22 protein-coding genes are annotated in these 26,759 nt (G+C 73.8%); 2 read left to right on the forward strand and 20 right to left on the reverse strand.

Features of this window, described 5'->3' with window-relative positions; genetic code table 11:
• Positions 1-45: 45 nt before the first annotated feature.
• The 14 genes from ACZ4TG_RS10590 to ACZ4TG_RS10655 form a co-directional block, all read right to left on the reverse strand.
• Positions 46-888, reverse strand: a complete 843-nt coding sequence (locus ACZ4TG_RS10590) for a class I SAM-dependent methyltransferase (RefSeq protein WP_468161275.1) — start codon at positions 886-888, stop codon at positions 46-48.
• Positions 889-1,046: 158 nt separating this feature from the next.
• Positions 1,047-1,454, reverse strand: a complete 408-nt coding sequence (locus ACZ4TG_RS10595; RefSeq protein ID WP_468161277.1) for a hypothetical protein — start codon at positions 1,452-1,454, stop codon at positions 1,047-1,049.
• Positions 1,455-1,669: 215 nt separating this feature from the next.
• Positions 1,670-2,908 carry a cytochrome P450 gene (locus ACZ4TG_RS10600; protein ID WP_468161279.1) on the reverse strand — a complete coding sequence of 413 codons (1,239 nt, stop codon included), beginning with the start codon at positions 2,906-2,908 and terminating at the stop codon, positions 1,670-1,672.
• A gap of 28 nt (positions 2,909-2,936) precedes the next feature.
• Positions 2,937-4,328 carry an NAD(P)/FAD-dependent oxidoreductase gene (locus tag ACZ4TG_RS10605; protein ID WP_468161281.1) on the reverse strand — a complete coding sequence of 464 codons (1,392 nt, stop codon included), beginning with the start codon at positions 4,326-4,328 and terminating at the stop codon, positions 2,937-2,939.
• On the reverse strand, positions 4,321-4,572 hold the full coding sequence (locus ACZ4TG_RS10610; RefSeq protein WP_468161486.1) for a ferredoxin: 252 nt from the start codon (positions 4,570-4,572) through the stop codon (positions 4,321-4,323). Before ACZ4TG_RS10610 ends, ACZ4TG_RS10605 begins: the two co-directional genes overlap by 8 nt.
• Positions 4,573-4,677: 105 nt before the next feature.
• Entirely contained in the window at positions 4,678-5,310 is a 633-nt protein-coding gene (locus ACZ4TG_RS10615) for a hypothetical protein (RefSeq protein WP_468161283.1), read from the reverse strand.
• Between the two features lie 128 nt (positions 5,311-5,438).
• A complete protein-coding gene (locus ACZ4TG_RS10620; protein WP_468161285.1) occupies positions 5,439-6,521 on the reverse strand; it encodes a polyprenyl synthetase family protein in 1,083 nt (360 codons plus the stop codon).
• A 67-nt stretch (positions 6,522-6,588) separates the two neighbouring features.
• A complete protein-coding gene (locus ACZ4TG_RS10625; protein WP_468161287.1) occupies positions 6,589-7,455 on the reverse strand; it encodes an anti-sigma factor in 867 nt (288 codons plus the stop codon).
• Positions 7,452-8,033, reverse strand: coding sequence for an ECF RNA polymerase sigma factor SigK (gene sigK / locus ACZ4TG_RS10630; protein ID WP_468161289.1), 582 nt, complete (start codon positions 8,031-8,033; stop codon positions 7,452-7,454). Before sigK ends, ACZ4TG_RS10625 begins: the two co-directional genes overlap by 4 nt.
• Before the next feature lie 196 nt (positions 8,034-8,229).
• Positions 8,230-8,703 carry a hypothetical protein gene (locus ACZ4TG_RS10635; RefSeq protein ID WP_468161291.1) on the reverse strand — a complete coding sequence of 158 codons (474 nt, stop codon included), beginning with the start codon at positions 8,701-8,703 and terminating at the stop codon, positions 8,230-8,232.
• 96 nt (positions 8,704-8,799) lie between these two features.
• A complete protein-coding gene (locus ACZ4TG_RS10640; RefSeq protein WP_468161293.1) occupies positions 8,800-10,611 on the reverse strand; it encodes a VanW family protein in 1,812 nt (603 codons plus the stop codon).
• 189 nt (positions 10,612-10,800) lie between these two features.
• A complete protein-coding gene (locus tag ACZ4TG_RS10645) occupies positions 10,801-12,411 on the reverse strand; it encodes a phospholipase D-like domain-containing protein (RefSeq protein ID WP_468161295.1) in 1,611 nt (536 codons plus the stop codon).
• A gap of 796 nt (positions 12,412-13,207) precedes the next feature.
• Positions 13,208-14,368: an NHL repeat-containing protein gene (locus ACZ4TG_RS10650; protein WP_468161297.1), complete on the reverse strand. Its 1,161-nt coding sequence runs from the start codon at positions 14,366-14,368 to the stop codon at positions 13,208-13,210.
• Between the two features lie 30 nt (positions 14,369-14,398).
• A complete protein-coding gene (locus ACZ4TG_RS10655) occupies positions 14,399-15,463 on the reverse strand; it encodes a gluconolaconase (RefSeq protein WP_468161299.1) in 1,065 nt (354 codons plus the stop codon).
• Positions 15,464-16,035: 572 nt separating this feature from the next.
• On the opposite strand from ACZ4TG_RS10655, the gene ACZ4TG_RS10660 reads away from it, so the two are divergent.
• A complete protein-coding gene (locus ACZ4TG_RS10660; RefSeq protein ID WP_468161301.1) occupies positions 16,036-16,236 on the forward strand; it encodes a hypothetical protein in 201 nt (66 codons plus the stop codon).
• A gap of 627 nt (positions 16,237-16,863) precedes the next feature.
• Here ACZ4TG_RS10660 and ACZ4TG_RS10665 read toward each other — a convergent pair.
• Both ACZ4TG_RS10665 and ACZ4TG_RS10670 read right to left on the reverse strand, forming a co-directional pair.
• The gene (locus ACZ4TG_RS10665; RefSeq protein WP_468161303.1) at positions 16,864-17,697 is read right to left on the reverse strand and encodes an NAD(P)H-binding protein; all 834 of its coding nucleotides are present in this window, start codon (positions 17,695-17,697) and stop codon (positions 16,864-16,866) included.
• A 286-nt stretch (positions 17,698-17,983) separates the two neighbouring features.
• Positions 17,984-18,547, reverse strand: coding sequence for a TetR/AcrR family transcriptional regulator (locus tag ACZ4TG_RS10670; protein WP_468161305.1), 564 nt, complete (start codon positions 18,545-18,547; stop codon positions 17,984-17,986).
• Positions 18,548-18,639: 92 nt separating this feature from the next.
• On the opposite strand from ACZ4TG_RS10670, the gene ACZ4TG_RS10675 reads away from it, so the two are divergent.
• Positions 18,640-19,329, forward strand: coding sequence for an SDR family oxidoreductase (locus tag ACZ4TG_RS10675; protein WP_468161307.1), 690 nt, complete (start codon positions 18,640-18,642; stop codon positions 19,327-19,329).
• A gap of 43 nt (positions 19,330-19,372) precedes the next feature.
• On the opposite strand, the gene ACZ4TG_RS10680 is transcribed toward ACZ4TG_RS10675, so the two are convergent.
• From ACZ4TG_RS10680 to ACZ4TG_RS10695, 4 genes are read right to left on the reverse strand one after another with little or no spacing between them, the layout of a single operon-like run.
• The gene (locus tag ACZ4TG_RS10680) at positions 19,373-20,062 is read right to left on the reverse strand and encodes a formyltransferase family protein (RefSeq protein WP_468161309.1); all 690 of its coding nucleotides are present in this window, start codon (positions 20,060-20,062) and stop codon (positions 19,373-19,375) included.
• On the reverse strand, positions 20,059-23,637 hold the full coding sequence (locus ACZ4TG_RS10685; RefSeq protein ID WP_468161311.1) for a non-ribosomal peptide synthetase: 3,579 nt from the start codon (positions 23,635-23,637) through the stop codon (positions 20,059-20,061). The genes ACZ4TG_RS10680 and ACZ4TG_RS10685 overlap by 4 nt, the downstream gene beginning before the upstream one ends.
• The gene (locus tag ACZ4TG_RS10690) at positions 23,634-24,713 is read right to left on the reverse strand and encodes an NAD-dependent epimerase/dehydratase family protein (protein WP_468161313.1); all 1,080 of its coding nucleotides are present in this window, start codon (positions 24,711-24,713) and stop codon (positions 23,634-23,636) included. Before ACZ4TG_RS10690 ends, ACZ4TG_RS10685 begins: the two co-directional genes overlap by 4 nt.
• Entirely contained in the window at positions 24,710-26,755 is a 2,046-nt protein-coding gene (locus tag ACZ4TG_RS10695; RefSeq protein WP_468161315.1) for a fatty acid CoA ligase family protein, read from the reverse strand. Before ACZ4TG_RS10695 ends, ACZ4TG_RS10690 begins: the two co-directional genes overlap by 4 nt.
• Between the last annotated feature and the right edge of the window lie 4 nt (positions 26,756-26,759).

The following is a 26,759-nucleotide window of genomic DNA, read 5'->3' on the forward strand; positions in this document are numbered from 1 at the left end:
GCCGTGACGACGCTTCCCCTCCCCGGGGCGCCCCAATCGCCCGGTTCAGGCCGGATCCGGCCGCTTCCATCCCCAGGCGGTGATCATTCCTGGTGACAGGTCGGCGCAGTCGGGCGAGTCGAGGTACTGGATCGCGGCTTCGACGGTCGCCTCGTCCACCAGCCCCGTGGCCAGGATCGCCTCCCGAGCCCGGTCCCATGTCCCGGTCCAGAAACGGCTGATGGGGCTTCCCGGGATCAGGGGCGGCACCTGGATCCCGGCCGCGACGCGGGCGAGTCCGGCGTCGCGCAGCAGGTGGGGGTAGTCGGCGACCCAGGAGATGTCGGTGCCGATGGTGTCCAGCAGTCCCTGCCACATGGCCTGCATGACGCGGGTGTACGGGTTCTCGTGCGCGGCCGCGGTGGTCAGGTCGATGGCGTCCGAGAGGACCAACACCCCTCGTGCGGTGAGGAGTTCGGCCAGGTGGGCGATCATCCGGCGCCGGGCGGGCAGGTGCATCAGGACGAACCGGGCGTGCACCAGGTCGAATCGGCGGCCGGGGTCGAACCCCGGGGCGCCGATGTCCGCCTCCAGGACGTCGAGCCCGGGGTGGGGTCGCGCGGTGAGGAAGCGGACGTCGCGGTCCACGGCGAGCACGCTCGCCACTTGGGCCTCCTCCAGCAGCCGCCGGGCGATGGTCCCCGTGCCGGCTCCCAGGTCGAGGCAGTTCCAGCCCGGCCCGGCGCCGAGCTCGCGCAGGCGGGCCATCGTCATGTCGTCGTAGGTCAGCGCGCCGAGGTCGATGCGGCGGTCCTCGCCGGCCCGGCCGGGCGGGAAGACGTCCTCGCCGTAGATGCCCGTCGCGGTGGGCTCCGGCGGCCGTCCGCCGGGCCGGGCGCCTGCGCTCATGCTCGGTCACCGCCTCTTCGCGCGCGTGCTCCTGCCCCGTCCTGCGGGTGCCGGTCACGGCCGCGCCGCCCGGCTCCCCCTTCATTGTCGCCTGGGCGCGCCCTGCCGTCCTGGCGGGAGCCGCCGGTGGTCCCGGCGGCTCCCCAGGGGGTGTCCCGTCAGCAGGTGAGTCCGCTGCGGGCGGACTTGACGGCGTCGTCGAGCTTCTGCGCGTGCGGCGCGAGCAGGCTGACGGCCGCCTGGCCGGTGGTGTCGCCCGGCAGGTCCTGGTAGGCCTTCTTCAGCCCGTCGGCGGCGGACTTCACCGCGTCCTTCTTCGCCGTGTCCCAGGTCGCGGTGGACTTCGTGACGGCCTCCCAGTCCTTCTGGACGTCCTCGTACGCCTCCTTGATCTGGTCCTTCGTGGCGTTCGCGGGGTCCAGCGCACGCAGCGCCGCGGTGTCGGAGCCGAGCTCGGTCAGGTTGGTGCACAACTCCGCCGCGGCGGTGCTCGGGTCGTCGGTCGGGTCCGCGAAGGCCGCGGACGCTCCGCCGGCGGCCAGGACCAGTGCGGCCGCGGTGCTCACGGCTGTACTCGGAAAGCGCCTCATGGGATTCCCCTCTTCGGGATCTGTCCGGGATGAAGTCCCCACACCTCCCCGAGCCCCCGGCCTCCCACGCTGGCACACACCCCGGGCCCCCGCAATCGCGCCCCGCCCCGCTCGGATCGCGCCGATGGCGTCGCCCGGCTCGGGGGCGACGCCATCGGCGGTGCTGCGGCCACCGGGGCCGGGCGGGTGGGTCAGGGCCGGATTCCGTCGCAGGTGACGGGCAGGTGGCGCGGACCGCGCAGGACCGCGTTCTGGCGGTAGGGCGGCGGGTCCTCGATCAGGCGCGGGTTGTCCAGGCGGCGGGCGAGCTCGCTCAGCGCGAGCTGCGCCTCCAGCCGGGCCAGCGGGGCGCCGAAGCAGCTGTGGATGCCGCTGCCGAGGCCCAGGTGCTGGATGTCCTTGCGGTGCGGGTCGAAGCGGTCCGGGTCCTCGAAGCGCTGCGGGTCCCGGTTTCCGGAGGCGAGGATCAGCCACATCGAGGAGCCCTTGGGGATGGTGACCCCGCGGACCTCGATGTCGACGAGCGGGGTGCGCTGCGGGAGCAGCTGTACCGGCGGCTCGAAGCGCAGCAGTTCCTCGACGAGCGGCACCGCGAGACCGGGGTTCTCGCGCAACTCCCGCAGGACGTCCGGGTTGCGCAGCAGGGTGAGCATCCCGTTCGTGATGAGGTTGACGGTGGTCTCGTGCCCGGCGATCAGCAGCAGGGCCGCGGTGCTGAGCAGCTCCATCGTGCTCATCGTCTCGTCCGGCCCGTGTCCCGCGGCGAGTTGGGACAGCATGTCGTCGGCGGGGTTCTTGCGCCGCTCCTCGATCAGTCCGGCGAGGTACATGCCCAGTTCCATCCGGGCGTCGTGGGTGGTCTTGAGCCGCTCCTTGGGATCGGCGTCCGGGTCGGGGTCCAGGCTCGCGGCGAGGGTGTCGGCCCACACGTGGAAGCGGGCCTCGTCCTCGCGCGGCACTCCGAGCAGCCGGCAGATCATGGTGACGGGGAACGGATACGCGAACTGGTCGACGAGGTCGATGCGTTCCGGGTCGCCGAGGTTGTCGATGAGACCGGTGACGATGCCGTGGAGGTCGTCGCGCATCCCGTCGATGCGGCGCGGGGAGTGCGGCGGCCCGAAGGGCCGGTTGGTCATCCGCCGCAGCCGGTCGTGTTCGGGCGGGTCCAGTTTCAGGAAGCTCGGGGGCAGCGCCGCGGCCTCCTCCTCCCCGCCCTCGGCGAGCGGGTCCCCGGCGGTCGCGGCCAGGTTCCTGGCGTCGGAGCTGAGCCGCGGGTCGTGCAGCAGGCTCTGGATGTCGTAGTAGGTGCTGATGACGTACGGTCCGTCCCCCTCGTGGAAGACCGGCGTCTTGCGCAGTTCCTCGTACAGGGGGTAGGGGTTCGAGCGGTTGGCGTAGTCCAGGATCTGGCTCAGGATGCCGTGGGTCATGGCGGGTCCTCCGGAGGGCGCGTGCGGGTCAGTGCCCGGCGGGGGTGAAGGTCATCCGGCGGTCGGCCGGCGAGTACCCGCTGAGGGTGATGGTGGGGCCGTGCGTGGGCACGGAGGGGTCGGGGAAGTCCGCCGGCATCGGGCGCTGGCCCTCGGAGCGCCGGTCGACCGTGGGGAACGGCACCGGGAAGGGCGCGGTCGCCTCGATCTGCTGCTGGTAGAACTGCAGCCAGCGGGAGTTGTCGAAGGTGACCGCCCCGATGACGCGGCCCTGGTACCCGTAGACGCCCGTGAAGCGCCGCTCGGCGCGGGAGCCCTGGGTGATCATGATCTCGGTGCCCATGGAGGGCACGCCGACCGATTTGATGTTCACCCCGAACTGGGAGGACCAGAAGGCCGGGACCCAGATGTGGGGGCGGCGGTCGGTGCTCTCGCTGAGCATGTTGTGGGCGGCGGTCTCGGCCTGGGAGACGGCGTTGCCCCAGTGCTCCAGGGACAGGAACTGGTAGCCGAAGAGCGGGTGCGGGGAGCGGGCCACGTCGCCCGCCACGTAGACGTCGTCGGTGACGATGCCGCGGATGTCGAAGGCCCGGCAGCCGGCGTCGCAGGCGATGCCCCGCGGGCCGGCTCCGAGGCCGGATCCCGCCAGCCACTCGGTGTTGCGCTGGGCGCCGAGGGAGACGACCACGACGTCGCACTCCAGCGTGGTGCCGTCGGAGAGGTGCGCGGCGCGGACCCGTCCGGTGGAGTCGCCCTCCAGACCGGTGACCATGATCCCGGTGCGCAGGTCGACGCCGTTCTCCCGGTGGAGTTCGGCGGCGACGGCGCCGATGACCCCGCCCAGCGCGCCGACGAGGGGGGCGTCGCCGCGTTCGGCGACGGTGACCTCCAGGTCGCGTTCGCGGCAGGCGGAGGCGATCTCGGAGCCGGTGAATCCGGCGCCGATGACCAGGACGCGGCGGGGTCCGGCGTCGAGCCGCCGGGCCAGCGCCGCGCCGTCCTCGCGGGTGCGGAGCACGAACACGCCGTCGAGCTCGCCCTCCGTCTCGTTCGGCCAGGGCCGGGCGCGTACACCGGTGGCGATCAGCAGCCGGTCGTAGGGCACCTCGTCGCCGTCGGCGAGTTTGACCCGGCGTGCCGCCATGTCGAGTCCGTCGGCCGGTACCCCGAGCCGCCACTCGGCGTCGATCGCGCGTCGGCGGGGCAGCGCGGTGCGCCCGGCGTCGGCCTTGCCGAGCAGCACCTGCTTGGACAGCGGCGGTCGGTCGTACGGCTCGTAGGGCTCGTCGCCGATCAGGGTGAGCGTGCCGGTGAAGCCCTTCTCGCGCAGCGTCTCGGCGCCGCGCAGCCCCGCCAGCGAGGCTCCGACGATCACGATCCGGCCGTCGCGCTTGAGGCTTTCCAGGGTTCCGTCAGGCATCGGAGGCCTTCCCGGCGGCGCCGGACCGCCCGGCATCGGAGGCCGCGGCCATGTCCAGCTCGTCCACGAGGATCGCCTGTACGGGGCAGGCGGCCACGGCCTGGGCCACCCGTTCGCGCTGGGCGTCCTCGGCCTGCGGGTCGTACAGCAGTCCTTCGTCCCCGTGCATCGCGAAGACGTCGGGTGCGAGGAAGGCGCACTGTGCGTATCCCTGGCACCGGTTCAGGTCGACGACAAGCCTCAGCAAGGTACGGTCCTTTCCTGACCCCCCACTACCGGACCAGCGTGCCCGGCCGGGCACGGGAGGGCGCCCCGGGAAGTCCATTGGGGTGACGGCGGCCCGGGTGCCTCACCGGGAGCGGCGTCCGGCCCTCAGGATGTACAGGCTGATGACCAGGGCCCAGGCCGGGAAGACCAGTTCGAACCACGGCAGGGTGGAGCTGACCACGAGCAGGACCAGGCCGACCAGGTATCCGGTCAGGGTCAGCGGGCGCGGGAAGACTCCCAGCTTGCGCCCGATGGTGGAGGTCGCGAAGACGAAGACGGCGGCCATCCGCATGCCGTACGTCGTCATCAGCGTGTACGCGAAGTGGCGGCCGAAGTCGGATCCGTCGGAAGTGTCCAGCACCGTTCCGGCGGCCGCGACGGCGCCGAAGAGGACGGCGACGAAGACCAGACCGCTGCCGAGGAAGACGGTCAGGACGAACCGGTCCTCGGCCTCCCCCGCGTGCTCGCGCAGCGCGCCCATGAACCACAGGAACGCGATGCCGGCGAACGGGACGAGTTCCAGCGCCGTGGTCAGCGCCTGCCGGCCGCCCTGGGTGACCTCCACCTGATCGCCGCCACCGCCGCCCGGCAGTGCGGTCCGTACGAGCACGATCGCCGCCGCCAGCAGGAGGGCGAAGACGACCCCCGCCAGTCCCGCGGCCCGCGGAGTGCTCAGGCTCTGTGCCGGGGGCGTGCCCGGTGCTCCCTGTCTCATCCGTCCAGCAAGCAGGGCGCGGGGCCGGCGTGCCAGCCGGGCCGCGCGCCCGGGTGACGCGCCCGGTCGCCTCCGGGGCGGCCGGGCGGAGGTCTGCGGGGCGGGTGCGCGGGGGCCGGGCGGCCGGCTCAGGCCACTGGGCCGAGGTTGCGCAGCGGCAGGATCCGGAAGAGGTCCACGGCCTCTTCGCGCCAGTACGGACGCCAGGACGCGGCCTCGGCCGAGGCCTCCTCGGCGTGCCGGCGCATCTCGGCGCGCAGCCTCCGGTCGGCGCCGCCGCGGCGGGCGATGTCCTGGATCCGGGCGATCGTGGCGTCGGGGCAGGCCCGGTCGCCGAGGGCGGCTTCCACGAGGGCCGCCTCGGCTCCGGTCGCCGCGGCCAGGACGGCGTTGACGGCGTACGTGCGGCGGCCGGAGCGGATGTCGGCCCCGGTGGACTTGCCGACGTGGGCGTCGTCGCCGAAGAGGTCGAGCCAGTCGTCGCGCATCTGCTCGGCGATACCGGCCAGCCGGGCGTACCGGTGCAGCCGGTCGTGGTGCGGGGCCGGGTCCTCGCCCGCGGCCAGCAGGCCCATCGTCAGCGGCGCGAGGATGGAGTACCGCGCGCTCTTGAAGTCCGTGACGGTGTGCAGGAACTCCTCGTCGGGCCGTACGTGCGCGTCCCGCTCCAGGTCCGCGATCTGGCCGACCACGGTCTCGGCCGCGGCGCGCGTCTGGACGGCCAGCAGGGCCTGGCGGAGTGCGGCGGGGACGTCGGCCTCCAGCAGCACCTGCATGGAGAGGAACGCGGCGAGGTCCCCGGCGAGCACGGCGAGGGCCAGGGCGGTGGGCTCGTCCCCGGGGAACTCGTCGCGGTAGGCGTAGTAGGTGGACGGTCCGCCGCGGCGCAGGGGCGCGTCGTCGATGATGTCGTCGTGGACGAGGCCGTGCGTCTGCAGCAGTTCGAGGCTCAGCGCCGCCTCGTCCAGTCCGGGCACCTCGTCGGTGGTGACCAGCCGCGCCGCCTCGTGGAGGAGGACCACCCGCAGGCGCTTGCCGCCGCGCAGCGACAGGTCCCGCAGCAGCTCCAGGCAGCGGGGCGCGTAGCGGCTGGGCAGGGGGGTGTCGAGCCGTTGGCCGAGGGTGTCGAAGTACCGCTCGAAGCGGGCGTCGAACCGGCTGCGGTGTCCGGAGATCCGTTCCAGGGCGCTGGCTATGGCCGTGTCGTTCATGAAGATCAGTATCGGCCGTGTCCAGGGCCGCTCCGAACTGCGGCCTGCCCCTGCGCGCGGACGCGGCTCAGGCGGGGATGTCGACCACGCCGACGGGGGTGGCCGGGCCGGCGACGCCGTCGGCCCGTTCGACCGTGATGCCGACGGCGGTGGCCCGGTCGACGGGGCCGTCCAGGAGCTTGATGTGCCAGTTTCCGCCGCCCGAGAGGGTGCCGGCGGGCCGGAGCGTCTCCCCGCCGTCGTACCAGAGCGCGTACACCTGGTCCGCGGGCAGTTCGGGCAGCCCCGAGGCGATGAAGGCGGCCCGGCTCTCGCTGCGGGAGACGATCACGCAGCCGGTGGCGCCGTCCGGGAGCCGCGTGGCGCTGACCTTCGCGTCGGGGGCTGCCAGCACGTCGGCGAGCTGTGCGGCGGGGCCGGTACGCGTGAGCTCGGTGAGGCGGCCGCGGGCGTCCTCGGCCTCCTGGTGCTGCCAGACCGCGACGGCTCCGAAGGCCGCGGCCAGGGCGAGGCAGGCGGCCAGGGCCCACTGCAGCCGCCGCCCGGCGCGGGCCGGGGCGGCGCCGCCGGGGGCCGGGGCGGCGCCGCCGGGGGCCGGGGCGGGAATCGGGGTCGATACGGGGGCCGGGACCGGGGTCGGGGGCGGGGTCGGGGTCGGGGCGGGCGCGGGCGGCCGGGCGGCGGGGGCGGAGTCCTGGGGAGTGGCGGCGACCCGGTCGAGGACCAGTCGGCGCAGCTCGGGCGGAGGCGCCACCGCAGGCGCCGCGGCGAGGCCCGCGGCGAGGCCCGCGAGCGCGCCGGTCAGCGAAGCGGCCTCGCGGCGGCAGGCGGCGCAGCCTGCCAGGTGCCGCTCGAAGGCGGCCTCCTGCTCTGGCGGCACTGCGTGCAGGAGGTAGGCCGCCAGGCAGGAGTGCGGGTCGGACGCCGTGCTCATCGGGATGCCTCCAGACAGTCGCGCAGCCGGTGCAGTCCGTCGCGGAGCCTCGATTTGACCGTGCCCTCGGGGGACTCCAGGGAGCGGGCCACCTCCCGGTAGGTCATCCCCTCGTAGAAGGCCATCCGCACCGCCTCCCGCTGGGGCCCGCTCAGCGAGTCCAGGCAGCGCCGGACCCGCGCGTACTCGTCGCGGCCCTCGACCTCGTCGGCCACCTCGTCGAAGGGCGGCATCCGGTCCAGCAGGGCCGCCTTCTCCTCCCGCGCGCCCCGCGCCCGTACGGAACGTACGCGGTCGACGGCCCGGTGGTGGGCCAGCAGCAGCACCCACGCCTTGGCGGTTCCGAGCTCGGGCCGGAACCGGTCGGCGGTGCGCCACACCTCGATCATCACGTCCTGGGTCACCTCCGCCGCCTGCTCCTCGTCCCGCAGGACCCGGCAGGCCAGGCCCATCACCGGGGCGCACAGCGCGTCGTAGAGGGGGGCGAAGGCCTCGCGATCGCCCTGGGCCAGTCTCAGGAGGAGCGCGTCCGGTCCATCGGCCGCGTCGTCCGCGCCGCTGTCTGCCCTGTCCACCATCTGAGGTCCCGTGCTGGTCGGGTGCACCGGTCTTCGATCCCATCACCGATGCCGACCGGGCGCATCCGGAGCGCCGCCGGGCCCTCGCTCGCGGATCCTGCCGGCCCGGCAGGATCCGGAAGGGACGGACCGGGCGATGAGGGCCCGCGTGTGCGGGCCCTCGCCGACCGTCCGTGCTGCCTGGAACAGGGGGTCGTCACCAGCGGTGCCCCGAGCAGTCCCAGTGTCCCTTGACCCAGGTCTTCTCCCAATGCCCGGGGACGTGCACCCACTTCCAGTGGCCCTGGCCGCCGCGCCAGGAGTCGTGGCGACCGTTGTCTCCGTCGTTGTTCCCGTCGTGGTCACGGTCATGGTCCCGGTCGCGGTCGCGGTTCCGGTCGCCGTCCCTGCCACCGCCGCCACCGTTGTCGTGGTTGTCGTGGCGGTTGTCGTGGCGGTTGTCGTTGACCCAGCGCTTCTCCCAGTGGCCCTTGACCCACCGCTTCTCCCAGTGGCCCTTCTTCCAGACGCACTGGTCGCCGTGGTCTCCGGTGACGGACGCGGCCACCGTCTGTGCCGGGGCCGGAGCGGCCGCTGCGGGAACCGCGGCTCCCAGCGCCGCGCCGCCGACGAGAACGCCGGTTGCGGATACGGCTGCCACCCAGTGCCGAACACGGATGGGAACGGACATGGATCCCACCTCCTCGCCCTCACCCGTGTGAGAGCAGTGAGTGATGTGACACAAGTTATTCGGTGCCGCGGCGGGTCTGGATGGGACGGGCTGGAATCAGGCCTGCCGCGGCGCGCCCGCGGCGGCGGCCGCCGGGGCCGTGTCCGGGGCTCCCGGGGCGGTCGGCGCTCCCGAGGGGGACGGGCCCGCCGGGGTGCAGGTGACCTCGTCGCGCGGGGTGTAGTGCGTCCGGTACGTCTCGCGCTTCACCTCCTGGCCGCCCCGGAGGAAGATCCGGTCGACGGAGACGTCGAACCCTTCGAGGGGGCTCTGCACCTCGCAGGCCGGACCGGATCCCGTGCGCTTGGCGGGGGGCGTGACGGCGGTGCGCGGACCCTGGGTCGCGCGTATCTCGTCGTACTTCTTCGTGCCGAGGAAGGTGATGGTCACCGAGGTGTCGCTGGACTCGGCCTGGATGTAGATCGCGTGGCCGGAGTCGTTCTTCCAGCGCAGGTCGAGGGTGCCCCAGGCGACGGTGGCCTCGCGGCCCTCGGGGTAGCGCTCGATGTAGAAGGAGTGGGCGCCGTGCTCCAGCGGCTTGACGCCGGCGAAGAACAGGGCGTTGTACATGGTCGTCGCGACCGCCGAGACACCGCCGCCGGGCGACTTCACGTACTGGCCGTCATTGATCATGATCCCGTCGACGAAGCCGTTCTCCTTGGTGCGCTCGCCGACCCGCTTGTTGAAGCTCCAGGTCTCGCCGGGGAGGACGACGGAGCCGTTGATCAGCTCCACGGCGCGGCCGATGTTGGTGGTGCGGTAGGGCGCGGCCGGGAAGGCGACCGTGAAGGAGGACATCTTCTCCTTGATCCCGAGGCGGCGGGCCTCCTCGGCCGTCAGCTTGGGGCGGACCGGTGCCGCGCTGAGCTCCGCGGTGCGGGCGTCGGCTCCGGTACGGGTCAGCAGGGGCTCGACGGCCGCCCGGAAGGCCTGGTCGGTGACCTGGGTCCCGGTGCGCCCCTCGGCGGCCACGACGGCGCGGTTCGCGGTGTCGGCGCGCAGTACGGCGTCGCGCGGCTCGGCGGTGGCCGCGTCCACCTGCCGGGCGACCGCGGGGTCGGCCAGCAGTCCCTTGGAGTCGAACTGGGGCGTGAGGCGGCCGTTGCCGTCCGCCTTGACGTCCAGGTGGCTGCCGAGCACGGCCGGGGATATGGATATCGGCTTGCCCGCGAGGGTGAGCGTGACCGGGCCGGACATCGCGGGTGCGGCGAACTCCTTGAGGGCGCGTGCGGTCTCCTGCCGGCCCACGGCCGGCGGCGTCCGGTCGACGGGGAGCTCGACGGGGCCGCGCTGCGGGCTCAGGTAGGCGGCGCGTACGGCCTCGGTCACCTGGCCGGCGCGCAGCGCGACACCGGTGACGGGCTGGGTGACCCGGGCCTTGCCGCCCGTGAAGGTGATGTCTCCGTCGCGGGCCTGCCGGTCCTCGGCCGCGAGCCGGTCGGCCGCGGCGGCGCTCGTGGCTTCGTCCATGTGGATCACCGGCTCGACGGACCGGTCCCGCTCCGGGGCGAAGAGGCGTCCGATGACGGTGACGGGGTCGGATCCGTGGCTCGCGGCGCGGTCGACGGTGGCCGCGGTGTCGAGGGACAGGCCGAAGGAGGCGGGGGCCGCCTGCTGCGTCCGGTCACCGATCCGGAGGTCGAGGGGGGCGGCCGCGACCGGGCCGAGCTCGCGGTCGAGGGCCGCCTTGGCCTGCGTACGGCTCATGCCCCCGATGTCGACACCGCGTACCCGGGTGCCGTCGGCGACGGCGTCGCCGGCCACGATCAGGCCCGTGACGTACAGGCCGCCGAGGCCGAGGACGGCGCCCCCGCCCGCCAGGGTCAGGGCGATGCGCAGATTGCGCGTCCGGCGGTTTTCACGTCGCATGTCTCTCCCGGTGGTGGCGCTGGTACGTCGAGATGGCGCCTGGCACCCCACCCGAGGACCTGAAATGCGCCAGACCAGGGACCAGCATGGAGCAGATTCACGCAATATCGGACAAAATGTGCCCGTTCTCACGGTGCGGTGCCTCCCGGGGAGCGGCTGCGGGACGGCGGCTCCCCGGGCGCGGGAGGGTCAGGCGGGGCAGATCCCCCGCTCGTGGTCGACGGTGGCGGTCTGCCGGGAGTACTGCCACTGGGGGTTCAGCAGCTGGGCGCCGAGCTGCTGCGCGGCGCCGGGGCTCTCGACGACGTACCCGAAGTCCTGGAGCCAAGCCGGGTAGAGGTTCTTCGAACCGATGTAGAACGCCGAGTCGTCCACGGAGATCAGCTTGTGGTGCTGGGCGTACGGGTGGCCGTCCGCCCAGGTCGGGGCGTCGGAGCTGCGGAAGGTGGCCAGCTGGAGGTTCGAGCACATCGCCGTACGGGCGGCGGCCTTGTCCCCGGTGACCAGGGCGAGGCGGTCGCGGAGCGTGTCGCTGATCTCCGCGAGGGACTTGATCTGCGAGTAGCCGCCGCTGCCCACGGCGCCCCGGTTGGCGGGGTCGCTGACCACGATGCGGACCTTCACACCGGAGGCCAGCTTGGCCGCGAGGGCGTCGTAGACGCGGATGTCGTAGCGGGGCAGCGGCGGGCAGGTCGCGTTGAGGTCCTGCTGGGAGATCTCGATGTGCCGGTCCGCGCTGGAGATCAGCGTCCGCAGCGCGCTCTCCTCCGGGTTGACCGTGTCGTATTCGCGGTCGGCATTGGTGTTGTCGTGGAGGCCGACGACGCACTTGGTGTCGGGGGCGGTGGGCAGCCGGGGCCGGAAGGCCGAGGCGGGGTCGTTGCGCATGATGCCGACGCCGAGTCCGCCGACGGCGATGACCGGTACGTCGCCCTGGGGCGCCGGGGCCGGGGCGGCGGCCCCGGGCATGGACGGCATGCACGCCGCGCCGTTGGAGGAGGCGAACCAGACGCTGGCGATGTTGCTCTTGTTCTGGCAGGTCCAGGACCACAGCTCGTCCAGGTAGCGGCCGGCGGAGGCGGCCGCCGGCCCCCGCAGCGCGAGGTCGACGTCGGACACCGGGTGGGCGGTGTCCAGGTAGTCGTCCTTCCAGCTGTTGATCCCGCCGGTGACCACCGACTGGCCGTCGACCATGAGGATCTTGGAGTGGTTCCAGGAGAAGGCGGTCTTGGACGTCGTCATCGACGCCACGTTCAGGTCGATGTTCCGCGCGTCCGCGCCGAGCCGGGCGACGAGTTCGTCCCGGTACTTCGAGGGCACCACGTTGAGGTGGTAAATCGGCGCGGCACCGACCAGTACACGCACCTTGAGCTTGTTGCCCTTGGCGGCCGACGCCTTCAGGCCCGAGACGAGGGCGTCCTGGAAGGCACCGTTCGGGAAGGGCGCCAGGGTGGATATGTCCACGGTCCGCTGCGCCTGGGAGACGTTCTCGGTGATCTTCGAGAGCAGGCGTTCGGAACCGGTCCGCTGCGCGCAGGCGCTGTCGCCCCAGCAGCCGGGTGTCTGCAGGAGCCAGTCCGCCCCGCCGGGCGTCGAGGCGTCCAGGGCGTTGCCGGCGGTGCGCTCCCATACGCGGCCTTCCAGGCCGGGCGAAACCTGGCGGAGCTGCTGCTCGACCGCGTCGAGGTGCGGGGTCGTGGCGGCTGCGGCCGGGGCGGCGGGCAGGAGGGCGAGCAGCACGGCCGAGGCCGCGGCGCGGGCGGCGAAGCGGGGAGGACGGAGAGAGGTGGGGCGGAGCAATGTGGATTCCTTGCGAGAGGGGTCGCCGTCACCGCGCCTGACCACGACGGGACCTGACGGGGCGACAAGCAAGATCAACTCGCGGACGCTATCAGCCCGGTGGGCGGAGCGGCCGTCCCGCATATCGGATCCGGCCAGGGATTCCGGACGGCCGCGGGGGCGGAATATCCCGATTCACGAAGACCACTCCGGGCCCGCTCCCCGAAGGGGGCGCACACGCTGCCCGAGGGCCTGCCGGGGCGGGACCCGAAGCGGCAGGGCGGGACCGACCGGCGGGGAGCCAACTCGCGTGCGCAGCGGGCGGCTTGGCGCCCAGCGGTACGACCCTCGGCTCGAGCCGACGGCACCGCCGACTGCCTCCGGGGCCACGCGCTCTGCCCCTGAGGGGAGCCGTGTCCGCATTCCGCCTGCGGTCGGGTCGGCCACCGGAAGGAACCGCCGCACGCGGGCGGTTCGGCGCTTGCCGCGGGCGGGCCGGCCGGCGTACCGGCCGACGGGCCGGGCGGCGGGCCGGGCGGCGGGCCCGCCGGCGGGCCGCGACTGCGTGGCGGCGGGGGCGACGCCGCGCCGGCCGGGGCGGCCCGGCGCCAGCCGACCGGTCGACTGGCCGACCTGCCGACCTGCCGACCTGCCGACCTGCCGACCGGAACCGTGGTCCGCCGCTACGCGGCCGACGAGCCAGTCCGACCCGAGAACGCGACCGGCCCGGCGAACGACCACCGCTGCCGCACCGGACCGGGTACCCGGCCGTCAGCGGCGGGAACAACCCTGCCGGTCACTCCGGGACAGCTCCTGGCTAGGCCACGACCTTGCCGACACCGCCCAGGGCCTGGGCGGCACGGTGGTTGATCTGCCACAGCTGGCCTTCACGGTTGCTGACGTAGATCCAGCCGTTGACGGTGTCCAGCGCCAGGCCCTCGCACGTCCCCAGGCCGGTGGCCACCACGCGCTGCGCGCCGTCCGCGAGGGTGATCTCGTACAGGCGCCCGTTCAGGTGGTCGATGGCGTACGCCCGGCCGGCGCCGTCGAGGGCCACGCGGATGCTGCTCGCCCCGGGAAGGTTGGTCACGACGCGGTGGGTGCCGTCGGCCAGAAGGACCTCGTACAGGTGGCCGCCGCTGTCCTTCCGGCCGACGTACGCCTTGCCCCGCCCGTCCAGCGCCACTCCGCCGATGCCCTGCCCCAGGCCGGTGGCGACCGTACGCTTCTGTCCGCCCGGCAGGTCGACGGCGATCAGCTGCCCGTCGAGCCAGCTGGCGACGTAGGCCCTGCCCGCCGCCGCGTCGAGCGCGACGCCGTACGCGCCCGATACGTCGGCGATCTTGCGGGAGGAGCCGCTGGACAGGTCCACCGCGAGCAGGCGCCCGGCGCCGTAGTCGGTGGAGTAGGCCGTGCCCTGGGCGTCCACCTGCACCTCGCCGATGTCGCCCAGGGTGCTCGCGGCCACGCGCTGGGCCCCGGTGTCGACCTTCACCGCGGACAGCCTCTGGCCGCCCCTGTCGGCGACGTACGCCGTGTTCAGCGACGGGTCGACCGCCAGACCTTCGGACGCTCCCAGCCCCGTCGCGATGAGGGCGTAGCTCCTCCTGTTGCCGATGAGCTTCGACAGGTCTTCGAGCTTCGGCATGTCGTCGTCACCGATGCTCACCTTCGGCGGTCCGAACGCCTTCGTGGTCGCCGAGGCCATGCCGGACGCCGAACCGGGGTTCTCGGAGACCTGGCGCTGCGCGGCGGCCGCGCCCTGGGCGTTCTGGAAGAGCGGGCCCAGGAAACCCATGACGTCGAACGCCCCGTGAGCGGTCTGGCGCACGAGCCACGGGTCGCGCTCGCTCTCCAGCTTGCGCACGGCCTCCGAGACGTCACCGGCTCCCGGAGTGTCTTTGCCCAGCGCCTGAGCGGACTTGTCGGCGGAACCGGCTTCGTCTCCGCCGTTGTCGAAGATGTTCTTGAAGGACATGGGATTCCCCTCCTGAAGTCCCGACCCCTGCTAGAGGGGCTGCTTCTGGTTCTGGTAGTCGAGCACTTCCGGCTGGAAAACCCGGTGTTCTCCGGTGCGGACGGCGACGATTTCGGCGGTCCCCTTCTGCAGGAACCGCTTTCCTTCGTCGGCCAGGTCGAAGCGACTGGCATCGATGGCGGCTTCGCCGAGTTTCCACGCGATGACCCGGGAGAACTTCGGTTCGGCGGCCTGCGGCGGAGTCTCCTTCACCGCCACCGGCTCGGGATAGTACAAGGCGACCCAGCCACCGAAGGTGACGGGGAATTCGTAGTCGAACTGGCGAATCTGGCGCCGCGTCGTGGCCATGACGTCCGCCCGGCTGCTGATTTCGAAGCTGACCGACGACTGGTGCTTCCATTCGGTGGTCAGCGAACCACTGACGGAGCCCGTGATCCCGAGCAGGAGCTCTCCCCACAACTCCCCGGTGCCGGTGACGGAACTCGTGGCCTGGGTGTTGCTCGTCGCTTCGGTCTGGGACTCCGTGTTGACGCCCTGGTTGTCCTTGCTGTTGAGCAGGGTGGTCTTCTGGTATTGCTTCATCTCCATGCTCTTCTGGAGCTGCTGCTGGAGCGATGCAATGGACTTCGCCCCGAAGGTGAGCTTCACCTCGCCCTGGAGCGACCAGCTGATCGTGTTCGAAATCGAGAATTCGACCGTGTCCGTCACGGTGATTTTGATCGGGTCGGTGCCATTGACGTACGTCTGCTTGGAGATCATGTCGGGAGGGGGCTGCTGGATGTCGCTCCGCTCTTCGACGACCGGTACGCCGACATTCGTGTAGGCGCGCCAGCCGCGCTCGTGCGCGGTCCCCTCCTCCGGCGGGTAGCCGCCGTAGCGCACCTTGTTCAGGGAGAACCCGATCGGGTCGATCTGCTTGCCTCCGCCCTGGGGCGTCCGCTTGAGTACGTTCCGTAATTGGTTCCGCTGTAGGATGCCGGCGGCCCTGGCGGCGATTGCGAGTTCCTCTTGGTTCCGCGTGGTCAGCGGGTGGCGCATGAATACGTCATTGATGTAGGCCGTTCCCACATCGTTTTTCGCGCTGCTGTTTCCCATGCCTTTCAAACCCTCCCTGCGTCGCAGACCGGTGACGCTACGCATCCGGCGACGGATGATCATCAAGCTGAACTCGCCACCTGGTGAGAACCGGACAGAAGCCGCTGACCAGGCGTTTTGATGGCATGCGGGCGGGCGCGCCCCCGGCCGGTCCGCTACCTCCGGAGGCCGCGTTCCTTGATCTTCGGGGCCAAGATCCACTTGTCCGATGCGGCGGCCTCGGCACGGAGCCGGGCGCGCGGGGTGTCCGGAACCGGGGTTCTGTGGCTACCGCCACTGCCGGGCCCGCCCTTTCCGGCTCGATTTGACCTCGCCCGGATGTTCGACTCCGCGGCGCGGTGGCACAGGCGGCCCGAACGACTGCCGGTCAGGCAGTGCGCACAACGTCAGAAGGGGTCAGCGTCAGGCGATCCGGAGGACGAGCGAGCTACGGCGGCCTACCCGTCACTACGTGAGAACGTCAGCCGGTCGGGCGCTGTCCCGCCTCGGATGCGGCGCGGCTTCCGTGGGCAGCCGTCCGGCCCGCGCGCCCCGGGAAGTGTCCCGACGGGCGGCGCGTCGTTGGCTTCGGTATGACTCTTGCACGCCGCCTGGCCGCCACAGCCGCCCTGTCCGTCGCCGCCGTGAGCCTCGGCCTGACCGCCGCCCACGCCGATGCCCCGCCCGCCCCGCCCACGGTCCTGGAGCCGCTCCTCACCAACGGCGACCTGGGCGAGACCGCCAACTCCGTCAGCGGACAGCTCGCCGAGAGGCTCAACCACACCGAGCTCTGAGGCTCGGCCCGCGTTTCCCAGCTCCCACGGTGCGGTGCGATATCGCGGGGCGGGGGGGACAGACCAGGCCTGTCCGGGCGTTCTTCGTGGACGCGGCGCCCCCGCACGGCACCTCGTCGCGTCGGCAGCCCGTGCGGCTACGGTCACGTACGAACTGCGGTCTCGGCCTTGGGAGGCAGACCCCGCGGCCGGACGCGCGAAGACGCCCCGGACGGAACCAAGTCCCTCCCCCGGGCCTGCGCCGCCGAGGTGATCGCCCCAGTGCCGGACTCGCCCGCGCGGGGCGGTAGCCACCACGCGGGATACGTCGGCCGCGTCGAGACAGACCGGCAGCCCCACGAGGCCGACGGCGCGCTCGGGCCAGCGCCCTGTGCGGCCCCCGATCACCCCCACCGGCCAACCGGCGCCAGCCACGGGACGCACGGTCGGACCTTCCCTCCACCAGAGTCTGGCGCCCTGCCCGACCGTGTCAGCCGACGGCCCAGTGGCAGCCCCTCAGGCCGTCCCCCCGGCCAGAGCCTCGCGCCGGCCGAGCGCCCCGGCCGAGCGCCGCGCGCCCGCCATGTGTCGGCGTACCCCTGAATGTGCGCACCGGAGTACGGGTGAACGCGCTCAGGCCCGGGCGCTTCAACGGAAGGCGTTGGCGTTCTCCGAAGCCCACTGCCGGAACGGGCGGGCCGGCGTTCCGGTGACCTGTGAAACCGTGTCGCGCACCATCAGCAGCTCGTGGTTCACGTCTCCGCCGGTGACGTCGAGCACCGCGTCCGCGGCCTCGGGCCCGAAGACGGCGGCCATCTGTGCGCGGGCCTGCCGGCGGCTGATTTCGGCGAAGGGAACCTCCCGACCCAGTGCTGCCGCGATGGCCTCGACCTGCTGTCGGGCGGTCACCGGCTCTGGACCGGTCAAGGCATACGTGCGTCCGTGGTGGCCGGGCTCGGTCAGTGCCACGCGTGCCACCGATGCGATGTCGGCGGGGTGGATGGTGGGCAGCGCGGTCTCGGCGTACGGCGCGCGGACGGTCTCGTGGCCACGGATGGCGGCGGCCCACATCAGGGCGTTCGAGGCGAACTGCGTCGGCCGCAGGATCGTCCAGGCCATGCCGCTCGCCTTGAGCAGTTGCTCCACCGCCAGGTTCTCGCCGGCGGGGCCGAGGTGCGGGTGGGTCTGGACGGTGATGGACGACACCAGCACCACGTGCTCCACGCCCGCCTGCCGGGCGGCTTCGAGGATGTCGGCGTCCGAGCCCAGACGCGACACGAGAAACAGCGAACGCACCCCCTCCAGCACGGGCTTCAACGACGCCGGCTCTGCGAAGTCGCCCTCCACGGCCTCGACCCCTTCGGGGAAGACGGCCCGTGCGGCATCACGGGTGAGCCCTCTCAGCGGCCCGACACCGCGTGCGTGCAGCTCCTTCAGCAGGGCACGGCCTATGTTTCCAGTGGCTCCGGTCACGAGGATCATGGGCGTGTTTCCCGTCGTCAGATGATCAAGTAGGCGACACGCTAGAACCTCGATCATGCTTCAGGTCAAGAACACGCCTGGCCATGCCCGCGGTCGACTTCAGCGTCTCCCGCGGCAGCGCATCCCGCCCCGCCGGATCAGCTCGGCCGGCCGTCCGCCGGCCCCTGAAGCGCCGCCGACTCCCCGGCCCGGCCCTCGCGCCCGCCGGCCCGCGGGCGCGAGGGCCGGGCCGTCGGGCCAGCCCGGGCCTCGCCCCCGCCCGCCGCCGGGGGGCGGGGCGGTGCCGTCAGGGGGTTGCGTCGGTCAGGGCTTCGCGGGCCGCGCGCAGGATCTCGTCCGACAGGGGTGCCCCCCTGGTCGCGCGGGACAGGACGAGCGCGCCGACCATCGTGCACAGGCGGGCGATGCCGTCGTCCTCCTCCGTGGCGAGCGAGGCGGCGAACGCCCGGACGCCCTCGGCGTAGACACGGTGGGCGTCGGCCTCGCCCTGGTCGCGGGCCATGTCCGAGGCGAGGGCCGCCGTGGGGCAGCCGCCGCCCGCGTCGTCGCGGTGCTCGGCGGAGAGGTACTGGTCGATCAGCTCCCGGCGGGCCGCCCCGTCCTGGCCGCGAGCGCGCTCCACCCGGGCCACCTGCAGCGCCTTCTGCTCCGCGAAGGCGTAGCCGGTGGCCTCGCCGATGAGGGCGTCCTTCGACTCGAACTGCTTGTAGAAGCCGCCATGGGTCAGCCCCACCGCCTTCATCACGTCCGCCACGCTGACGCCGGTGCCCTGTTCCCGGAAGAGCCGGGAAGCGGTGGCGACGACGCGCCTGCGGTTCTCCTGCGCCTGCTGCTGGGATACGCGGCCCACTGATCCACCCGTCTCGACTGGATGACACTTGCAATCTATTCTACGAGGGATTTAGATTACAGACAGCATCTAATCTGCCGAGAGGGAAGACCATGGATCTCAAGGACTCTGTCGCGGTCGTGACCGGAGCCAACCGCGGACTCGGGCGGCATCTCGCCGAGCAGCTGGTCCGGCGCGGGGCGAAGGTGTACGCGGCCGCGCGCCGCCCGGAATCGGTCGACATCGACGGCGTGACGCCGCTGCACCTGGATCTCGCGGACCCCGGATCGATCCGCGCCGCCGCGCTCACGGCGGCGGACGCCACGCTGCTGGTCAACAACGCCGGAGCCTCGACCGGCACCGCCCTCATCGCGGGCGACCTCGACAACGTGCGCCTGGAGATGGAGACGAACTTCTTCGGCACCCTGGCGGTGACGCGTGCCTTCGCCCCCGTCATCGAGGCCAACGGAGGCGGGGCCGTGCTCAACGTGCTGTCCGTCCTGTCCTGGCTGCACCCGGCGGGCGCCGGCGCGTACAGCGCCGCCAAGTCCGCCGCCTGGTCCATGACGGACTCCGTCCGCGAGGAGCTGGCGCCGCGCGGGATCGGGGTCACCGCGCTCCACGTCGCCTACATGGACACCGACATGGCACGCTCCGTCCCGGCGGAGATGAAGACCGATCCGGCCGTGGTCGCCGAGCAGGCCCTGGACGGCGTGGAGCGCGGAGTCCCGGAGGTACTGGCCGACGAGGTCACCCGCGGGATCAGGCAGGGCCTGGCGGCGCCGCTGACCGCGACCGCCTGAGCCGGCCGGGGGCCCCGCCGTGACGGTGGGGCCCCCGGCCGGTTCAGCGGAGGGTCCGTTCGGCCTCCAGGGCGCGGGCCAGCTCCGGCGCGTGCGCGGCGAACGGCCCGAGGTCGGTGGCACGGGCGTACGCCGGATGGTCGCGGTGGCCGGGAAGGCGGTCCAGGGCGCGCAGGCCGTAGTACGCCGACGGGCCCCGGGGCCGGGAGGAGGCGGCGGCCGGGAAGGGCGTCCCCGCGGCGACGGCCGGGAGCGCCTCCTCGAAGAGGGCGTGGCAGGCCCGGATGCCCCGGAGCATGACCTGGTGGTAGCGGTCGTCAGGGGCTACCGGGAAACGCCTCTCCGCGAGGACCCGCCCGGTGTCTATGCCCTCGTCGACCTCGTGCAGCGTGGCGCCGTACTCCGCGTCACCGTTCAGCAGGGCGAAGAGGACCGCGACGGACGGCAGGCCACGGTGCTGCGGGAGCAGGCCGTTGTGGACGTTGTGGATGCGCAGGCCCAGGGAGAGCACGGGCGTGCGCAGGATCCGCCGGTTGTTCAGGGACCAGACGATGCCGTCGGTGGAAGCGGCCGCGAGGGCGGAGGCCTCGGCGTTGATGTCGGCGGCGGCGAGGTGCGGGGCTCCTGCGGCGTCCCCCGGATCGTCGGAACAGACCAGGTCGACAGCGTGTCCGCGCGCCGCCGTGTGGGCGACCGCGCGGCGCAGCAGGGCCCCGTCACCGATGAAGATCATGCGGGGACCTCTTCCCGGGCGGCTTCGACGTGGGCGCAGACCTGGTCCAGGGTGACGTCGCGGACCAGCGATTCGAGGCGGCTCATGAAGAGCGCCGACTGGGTCTCGCTGAGCAGGTCCGAGGCGACGGCGGTGAGCATCTCGATCAGGGCCAGCGAGTCGCCGCCCAGGGACTGGAACTCCGAACGGGCCGTGAGGGTACGCGCCTCGACGCCGAGCACCGCCGCCCAGTGACGGGCGACCTGCGCCTGGAGCGTGGCGGGCCGGGCGGTGGCCCCGCCGCCGTCGGGCTCGCCGGGCCCGAAGGGGTCCGGGAGGGCGTCCAGTTCGGCCTTTCCGCTGACCGAGCGGGGTATGTCCGGGACGACCGTGATGCGGGCCGGCACCAGATGGGCAGGCAGCCGGCGGGCCAGTTCCGCGCGCAGCACGGCGGGCAGATCGGGGGCCGCACCGTACGCCGGGGCCGCGCCCGCGCCGCAGACCTCCGCCGCACCGGACACCGGTTCCGCACCGGGTACGGGTTCCGAAGCGGATACGGGTTCCGAAGCGGTACCGTACGCCGCGCCCGGGCCGGAGACCTCCGCCGCGCCCGAGGCGGAGCCCGCGGGGACCACGTACGCGCACAGGACCGGCGACGCCGTCCCCGGGCGGCTGCGCGCGGCCACGACGGCCCGGCTCACCGCGGGATGCGCCTCCAGCGCGGCGACGATCTCGGCGGGTTCCACCCGATGGCCGGCGATCTTGAGCTGGCCGTCGACCCGCCCCGCGAACTCCACGGCGCCGCCCGGCAGTCGGCGCCCGAGGTCGCCCGTGCGGTAGGCCCGTACGCCATCGGAGCCGGTGATGAAGGGCGACGGGCCCGCGTCGGGCCGGCCGAGGTAGCCGCGGGCCACCTGGAGGCCGCTGACGACGAGCTCCCCGGTGCGGCCGATGTCCGCCTCCCCCGTCCCGAGGACGTGGCCGTCCCGCGTCACCAGGTCCACCCGGGCCGAGGGGCCGGCCGTGCCCAGGGGAACGGTGGCGCCCCTCTCGCTGCCGTCCACGACGTGGGCCAGGCAGGCGACGGTGGCCTCGGTGGGCCCGTAGCCGTTGATGATGCGGCAGTCCGGGCCGAAGGCGGCGCGGGCTGCGCCCACAGCGGCGGGCGTCAGCGGCTCACCCCCGAGCAGCAGGGTGCGTACGGAACCTGCCCCTCCCTCCAGCAGCGCGAGGTGGGAGGGGGTCAGCGCGAGCGTGTCGGCGCGGTGATCGGTGACGAGCCAGCGCAGCGTGGCCCGCGAGGGCGCGCCCGGAGACAGGACGGTCGTACCGCCGGCGGCCGGCGGCAGGAACAGCGGGAAGCAGGAGATGTCGAAGGCGTACGACGCGGCGAAGCCGAACCGGGTCCCGTCCGTCACACGGCAGACCTCCGCCATCCACCGGACGAAGCCCATGAGGCTGCCGTGCTCGATCTGGACGCCCTTGGGGCGCCCGGTGGAGCCGGAGGTGTGCATGACGTACGCGAGGTTCCCCGGCTCCGGGGCGGGCGGCAGCGGCCCGCCCGCGGGCGCGTGGGGGACGTCCTCCGCCGCGAGCAGCGGGCACGGTACGGACACGGCGAGCGAGTCGGCGAGGTGGCGCTGGGTCAGGCACAGCCGGGCACCGGACTCCTGGAGGACCTCCTTGATCCGCTCGGCGGGGTGGGCCGGATCGAGGGGGACATAGGCGGCGCCCGCCTTGAGGATGCCCCACAGTGCGCCGACCCCTGCGGGCGACCGGTCGACGATCAGCCCGACCGGATCCTCCCGGCCCACGCCGCGGGCCGCCAGCTCGCGGGCGACGGCATCGGAGCGGCGGTCGAGCTCCGCGTACGTGACCGCCCCCTCGGGCCCGTCGAGCGCGACCGCGTCCGGAGTACGGGCGGCCCGTGCGCGGAGCAGGTCGACGACGGTGGCCGCGGCGGCGGGCCGCCCGGAGCGGGGCGAGCGCGGAGCGGGCGCGGAAGGCGGCGGGGCGGCGGCAGTGGTGGCGGAGGTGAGCCGGGCCAGCGCGCCGTCCAGCAGGTGTGCGGCGCGCGCGGCGAGGCCGGGGCCGCCCCGGACCCCCATCGTCAGCTCGGTCGCCGTGGGGGTCTCGGCCGCGACCAGCGAGACGGGGACGAGCGGCGCGTGGACGGGCAGGGCGTAGACGGTGGCTGCGGTGAACCCGCCGCCGCTGTACTCCCCCGGATCCAGCCGGCCGAGGTGCGAGACGACGGCGGAGGCGAGGTGGCGGTCGACACGGGTGGCCGTGGCCTGCGCGGCGCGCAGCAGCAGCGCCGAGGCGGCCTGCGGCAGCGGGGCGAGGGCCGACTCGAAGCCGGCGGCGAGTTCGCGCCGCTCGGCCAGGGCCCGCAGCAACGCGGAGTGCGGGCCGGTCCAGTCGGTGCCGGGGTCCAGGTCCAGGAAGAGGGGCAGGGTCAGGTTGCCGGTGGCGCCGATGCCGGGACGGTGGCGGCGCAGGTCGACCGGGACCATGATCCGGCCGGGCCGGCCCGTGGCGTCGGTGAGGGCCTGGGCGAGCCGGGCGGTGAGGGCCGGGTGGTGGCCGGGCAGGGTCCGGCGCAGCCACAGGGTCCGCTGCGGCCCGGCGGCCGGCCGGCCGAGCGGCGAGGGCCGGTCGGGGAGCAGCGCGGGGCGGCGGGCGGCCGGGGCGAGCAGGCGCAGCAGACCGTGGTCGGTGACGGGCGCCAGGGCGGGGCGGGCGGGCTCCCCGCGCAGGGCGCGGAAGACCTCGCGTACCCAGATCAGGGCGCCGTGACCGTCCATCAGGGCGTGCGAGACGCTGAACACCAGCGTGGTCCGCGTGCCGGTGCGGCCGTCCGGCCGGGCCGGACCTACGGCTCCCGCATCGCCGGTGCCGGTGCGGGTGCCGCCGCCGAAGCCGGTGCCGGAGCCGGTGCTGCCGCCGGGACCGCAGCCGGTACCGAAGCCCGTGCGGGTGCTGCCGCCGGGACCGCAGCCGGTGCCAGTGCAGGTGCCGAAGCCATCGCCGGGGCCGGTGCCGGTGGCGCCGCCGAAGCCGTCGCCGTCGCCGTCGCCGAAGCGGTTGCCACCGCCGGTGCCGAAGCCGGTGCCGGTGCCGGTGGCGCCGCCGGTACCGGTGCCGTCGCCGCCGCCGAGGCCGCCGCCGAAGCCGTCGCCGCCGCCGAAGCCGGTGCCGGCGCAATGGGCGGCGCTCGCGGGCGAGCCGGGTATCACCAGCACCTCGCAGCCCGGCGGGTCCGTGCGCCGCGCGGGGCCGTTCAGCAGCGCGGCCGTGGCCGGCGCCGCCACCTCGAAGGCGCGGGCGGCCGACGGGTCCGCGTACCGGATCCGCGGCAGCGGTCCGTCGGCGCTCCACACCCCGCCCCGGCGTACCAGCCGGGACCCGGGGCAGGCTTCGGCCGCCTGGGCCAGCGCCGCCCGGAGCCGCCCGGGGTCGGGGACGCCGTCGCCCTCGACGAGGATGCGCAGCGCCATGGCACCGCGGGCGTCGCCGGCCGCGAGGTAGAGCCGTTCGGTGGGCGAGACCGGGCGCCGGTACCGGTGGCCGGTGGCGGTCTGGGGGCGGGTCATCGCGGGTTGCCTCCTTGCTCGTTACGAAGGGGGGCGGGTCCGGGCCGGGTCCACGCGTCCACGCCGCCGATGGACTCCACCCAGCGCAGCAGTTCGCGCACCCCGTCGGCCTGCCGGCGCGGCGGGTCGTAGCCGAGGTCGCGCCGGGCGGCGCCGGTGTCGTACGTGGTGGAGCGGGTGAGGAGGGCCATCATGTAGCGGCTCATCGGAGGACCGGCGGGGGCGGACCCGGGGCGCAGCCGCCACAGCGTCTCGACGGAGGCGGCGAGGGCGCGGCCGACCGGCAGCGGGATCCGCGGGCCGGGCGGCGCGCAGCCGAGCCGCGCGCCGACCCCGGAGAGGAAGGCCCACAGGTCGGTCGGCTCGGCGTCCGCGACGAAGTACGCCCGGCCGCCGACGCGTTCGGGCGGGGCGGTCGCCGCCCGCAGGCAGGCGTCGGCGGCGTTGTCGCTGTGGCACAGCGAGACCAGCACCCGCTTGCCGCCCGAGAGGTCGGGCAGCCGTCCGGCGTGCATCGCGCCGATCATGCGGGGCAGGAACCCGGCGTGGTCGCGGGGTCCCCAGATGCCGCGCGGGCGCAGCGCGCAGGTGGTGAACCGCCCGGTGTCCGCGGCGAGTACCTCCTGTTCGGCGCGCGCCTTCGTCTCGCTGTACAGGTTGTGGAACCGGTCGGGGTACGGGGTGGACTCGTCGATGCCGAGCCGGTCGCCCTCGCCCGGCCGCATCAGGGCGCTGGGGCTGGAGACGAAGACGAACCGGGCCGCGCCGGCCGCGCGGGCGGCGTCCAGCAGCCGCCGGGTGCCGGCGACGTTGGCCTCGTGGAACTGGGCGCGGCTGCCGTGGTCGACGACCCGCGCGGCACTGTGCAGGACGGTGCCGCAGCCCGCGGTGGCCGCGCGCAGAGAGGCCTCGTCCCTGAGGTCTCCTACGGCGAGTTCGACACCGGGCAGGGAGCGCAGCCGGGCGGTGTCGCCGCCTTCGCGTACGAGGGCTCTGACGCGGTGGCCGTCGCGCAGGCAGGCGTCGACGAGGTGGCCGCCGAGGAAGCCGGTGGCGCCGGTGATCAGGATTTTCACAGGTTCCGCCACCAGGTCGCCCCGTAGAGCATGGTGAGCGTCGTGGCGGCCGCGGGGCCGTGGCCGGCCGCTCGGGCCCGGGGCAGTGCGAGCGGTATCTGCGCGGCGTGGGCGCCGATGCTGAGGAGGGCGTCGAGCCACCAGAGCCAGTGCAGCAGTGGTACGGCCGGTGCTCCCGCCGTGGCGGCCCAGAGCGCGCCGCCGAGGAGGTACGTCCACCCGGCGAGCGGGATCAGGCGCTGCGCGCCGGCGCGGGACCACAGGGGCGCGGCGGGGGCGAGCCTGCGCTCCGCCCACCGGCCGAGCTCCTCACGGCCGATCTTGGCGTTGTGCCGGATGTCCACGGGGAACGCGGGGTGGCGCAGGAACCGCTCCAGCCCGGCCGTCGGGGCGTGGGCGGTTGCCAGGGCGCGCAGTTCGGTGGCGAGGTCCTGCCAGGCGGCTTCGTCGAGCGGGGTGCCGGTCTCCACGCAGACGACGGGGTCCTGTGCGCCGGCCGGGCCGGTGCCGACGAGGGCGCTGCGTCGCACCAGCGGGTGGGCGTTGAAGACGCCCTCGCACAGCACGGTGTACAGGTCCTGCCGGGCGGTTCGCACCCGCTGGGCCGCGCGTCCGCAGAACCACAGGCGCCCGCTCTCGTCGAGGTAGCCGAGGTCGCCGGTGCGGTGCCAGACACGGGCCCCGCCGGCGGACCGGCCCTGGGACGCCTGCTCCCCGTCCGCCTGCTCCCCGTCCGCCCGCTCCCCGTCCGCCTGCTCCTCGTACACCTTGTGCAGTGCGTCGGCCTGCGGGGCCGCGTGGTAGCGGGGGCTGACGGACTCCCCCGCGACGAGGATCTCGCCGACCCGGCCCACGGGCAGGGCCGAGTCCGGTCCGAGGGCGGGCATCGGCCCGTCGGTGACGGGGACGATCCGCAGGTCGGTGCCGGGGACGGGCCGGCCGACACAGGTTCCCGCGCCGAGCGCGCTGCGTTCGGCGGTCCCGGTGAGGATCTCCTCGGACTCGATCGAGGTGATCGGCAGGACTTCGGTGGCCCCGTAGGTGACGTGGATCCGCGCCTTCTCGTCGAGGACGCCGCGCAGTGCGGCGACGACGGACGGCGGTACGGGCGCGCCGCCGGACACCACGCAGCGCAGGTCGGGCAGGGGGTGCGGGTGGGTCGTGAGGTGGTCCGCGAGGTTCCGGAGCAGGGCGGGCGAGGCGAACATCGTGCTGACGCCGAATCGTTCCAGCGCGTCGACGAGGAGGCCGGAGTCGGCCTGTGCGACCTTGGCCGGTGCCAGCGGGGCGAGCACGGTGGTGGAGCCGTAGACCAGGTCGAGCATGCCGTAGAAGGGCAGGGTGACCAGGGAGACGTCGTCGCGGGTGCGCCCGTGGGCGGTCTCGATCTGGCGGGCGATGGAGAGCGCCATCCGGTGCGTGTACTCGACTCCCTTGGCGGGGCCGGTGCTTCCGGTGGTGAAGCCGATCATCAACAGGTCCTCGCCGCTCACCTCGGGCGGTGCGGTGCGCGGGCCGGGGAGGGACCTCAGGCGGGCCAGGGTGTGCCCGCCCCACAGCCCGAGGCGGCCGAGCGTGACCGGGATCCGGACGGCGGAGAAGGTGCGGCGGCCGAGGATCCGCACCAGGTGGGCGAGCGGGGGTCCGATGAACGCCTCGGCGCCGACGGCCCGGTAGCAGTGGAGCATCCGGCGCAGCCCCATGCCGGGGTCGACGACCACGGGGACCGCGCCCGCGCGGAAGAGGGCGAAGACGAGCGCGAACAGCTCGGGTCCGGGCGGCGCCATGAGGACCGTCCTGGTGCCCCGGGTGATTCCGGCGCGGCCGAGTCCGTGCGCGAGTTCCTCGACGCTGTCCTGCAACTGGCCGTACGTGAGGGTGCGGTACCGGGGGCTGCCGTCGGGCTCGTGGCCATCTGGGTGGATGACGGCCGGCTTCTCCGGGAAGGTGCGCGCGTTGCGCTCCAGGCGGGCCGCGAGGCCCGCCGCGGCGCCGGGGTCGAGCCGGTCGGTGCGGGTGCCCTGGTGGGCCGTGGTGGTCACGGGG

The sequence above is a fragment of the Streptomyces sp. NPDC028314 genome (assembly GCF_055565795.1).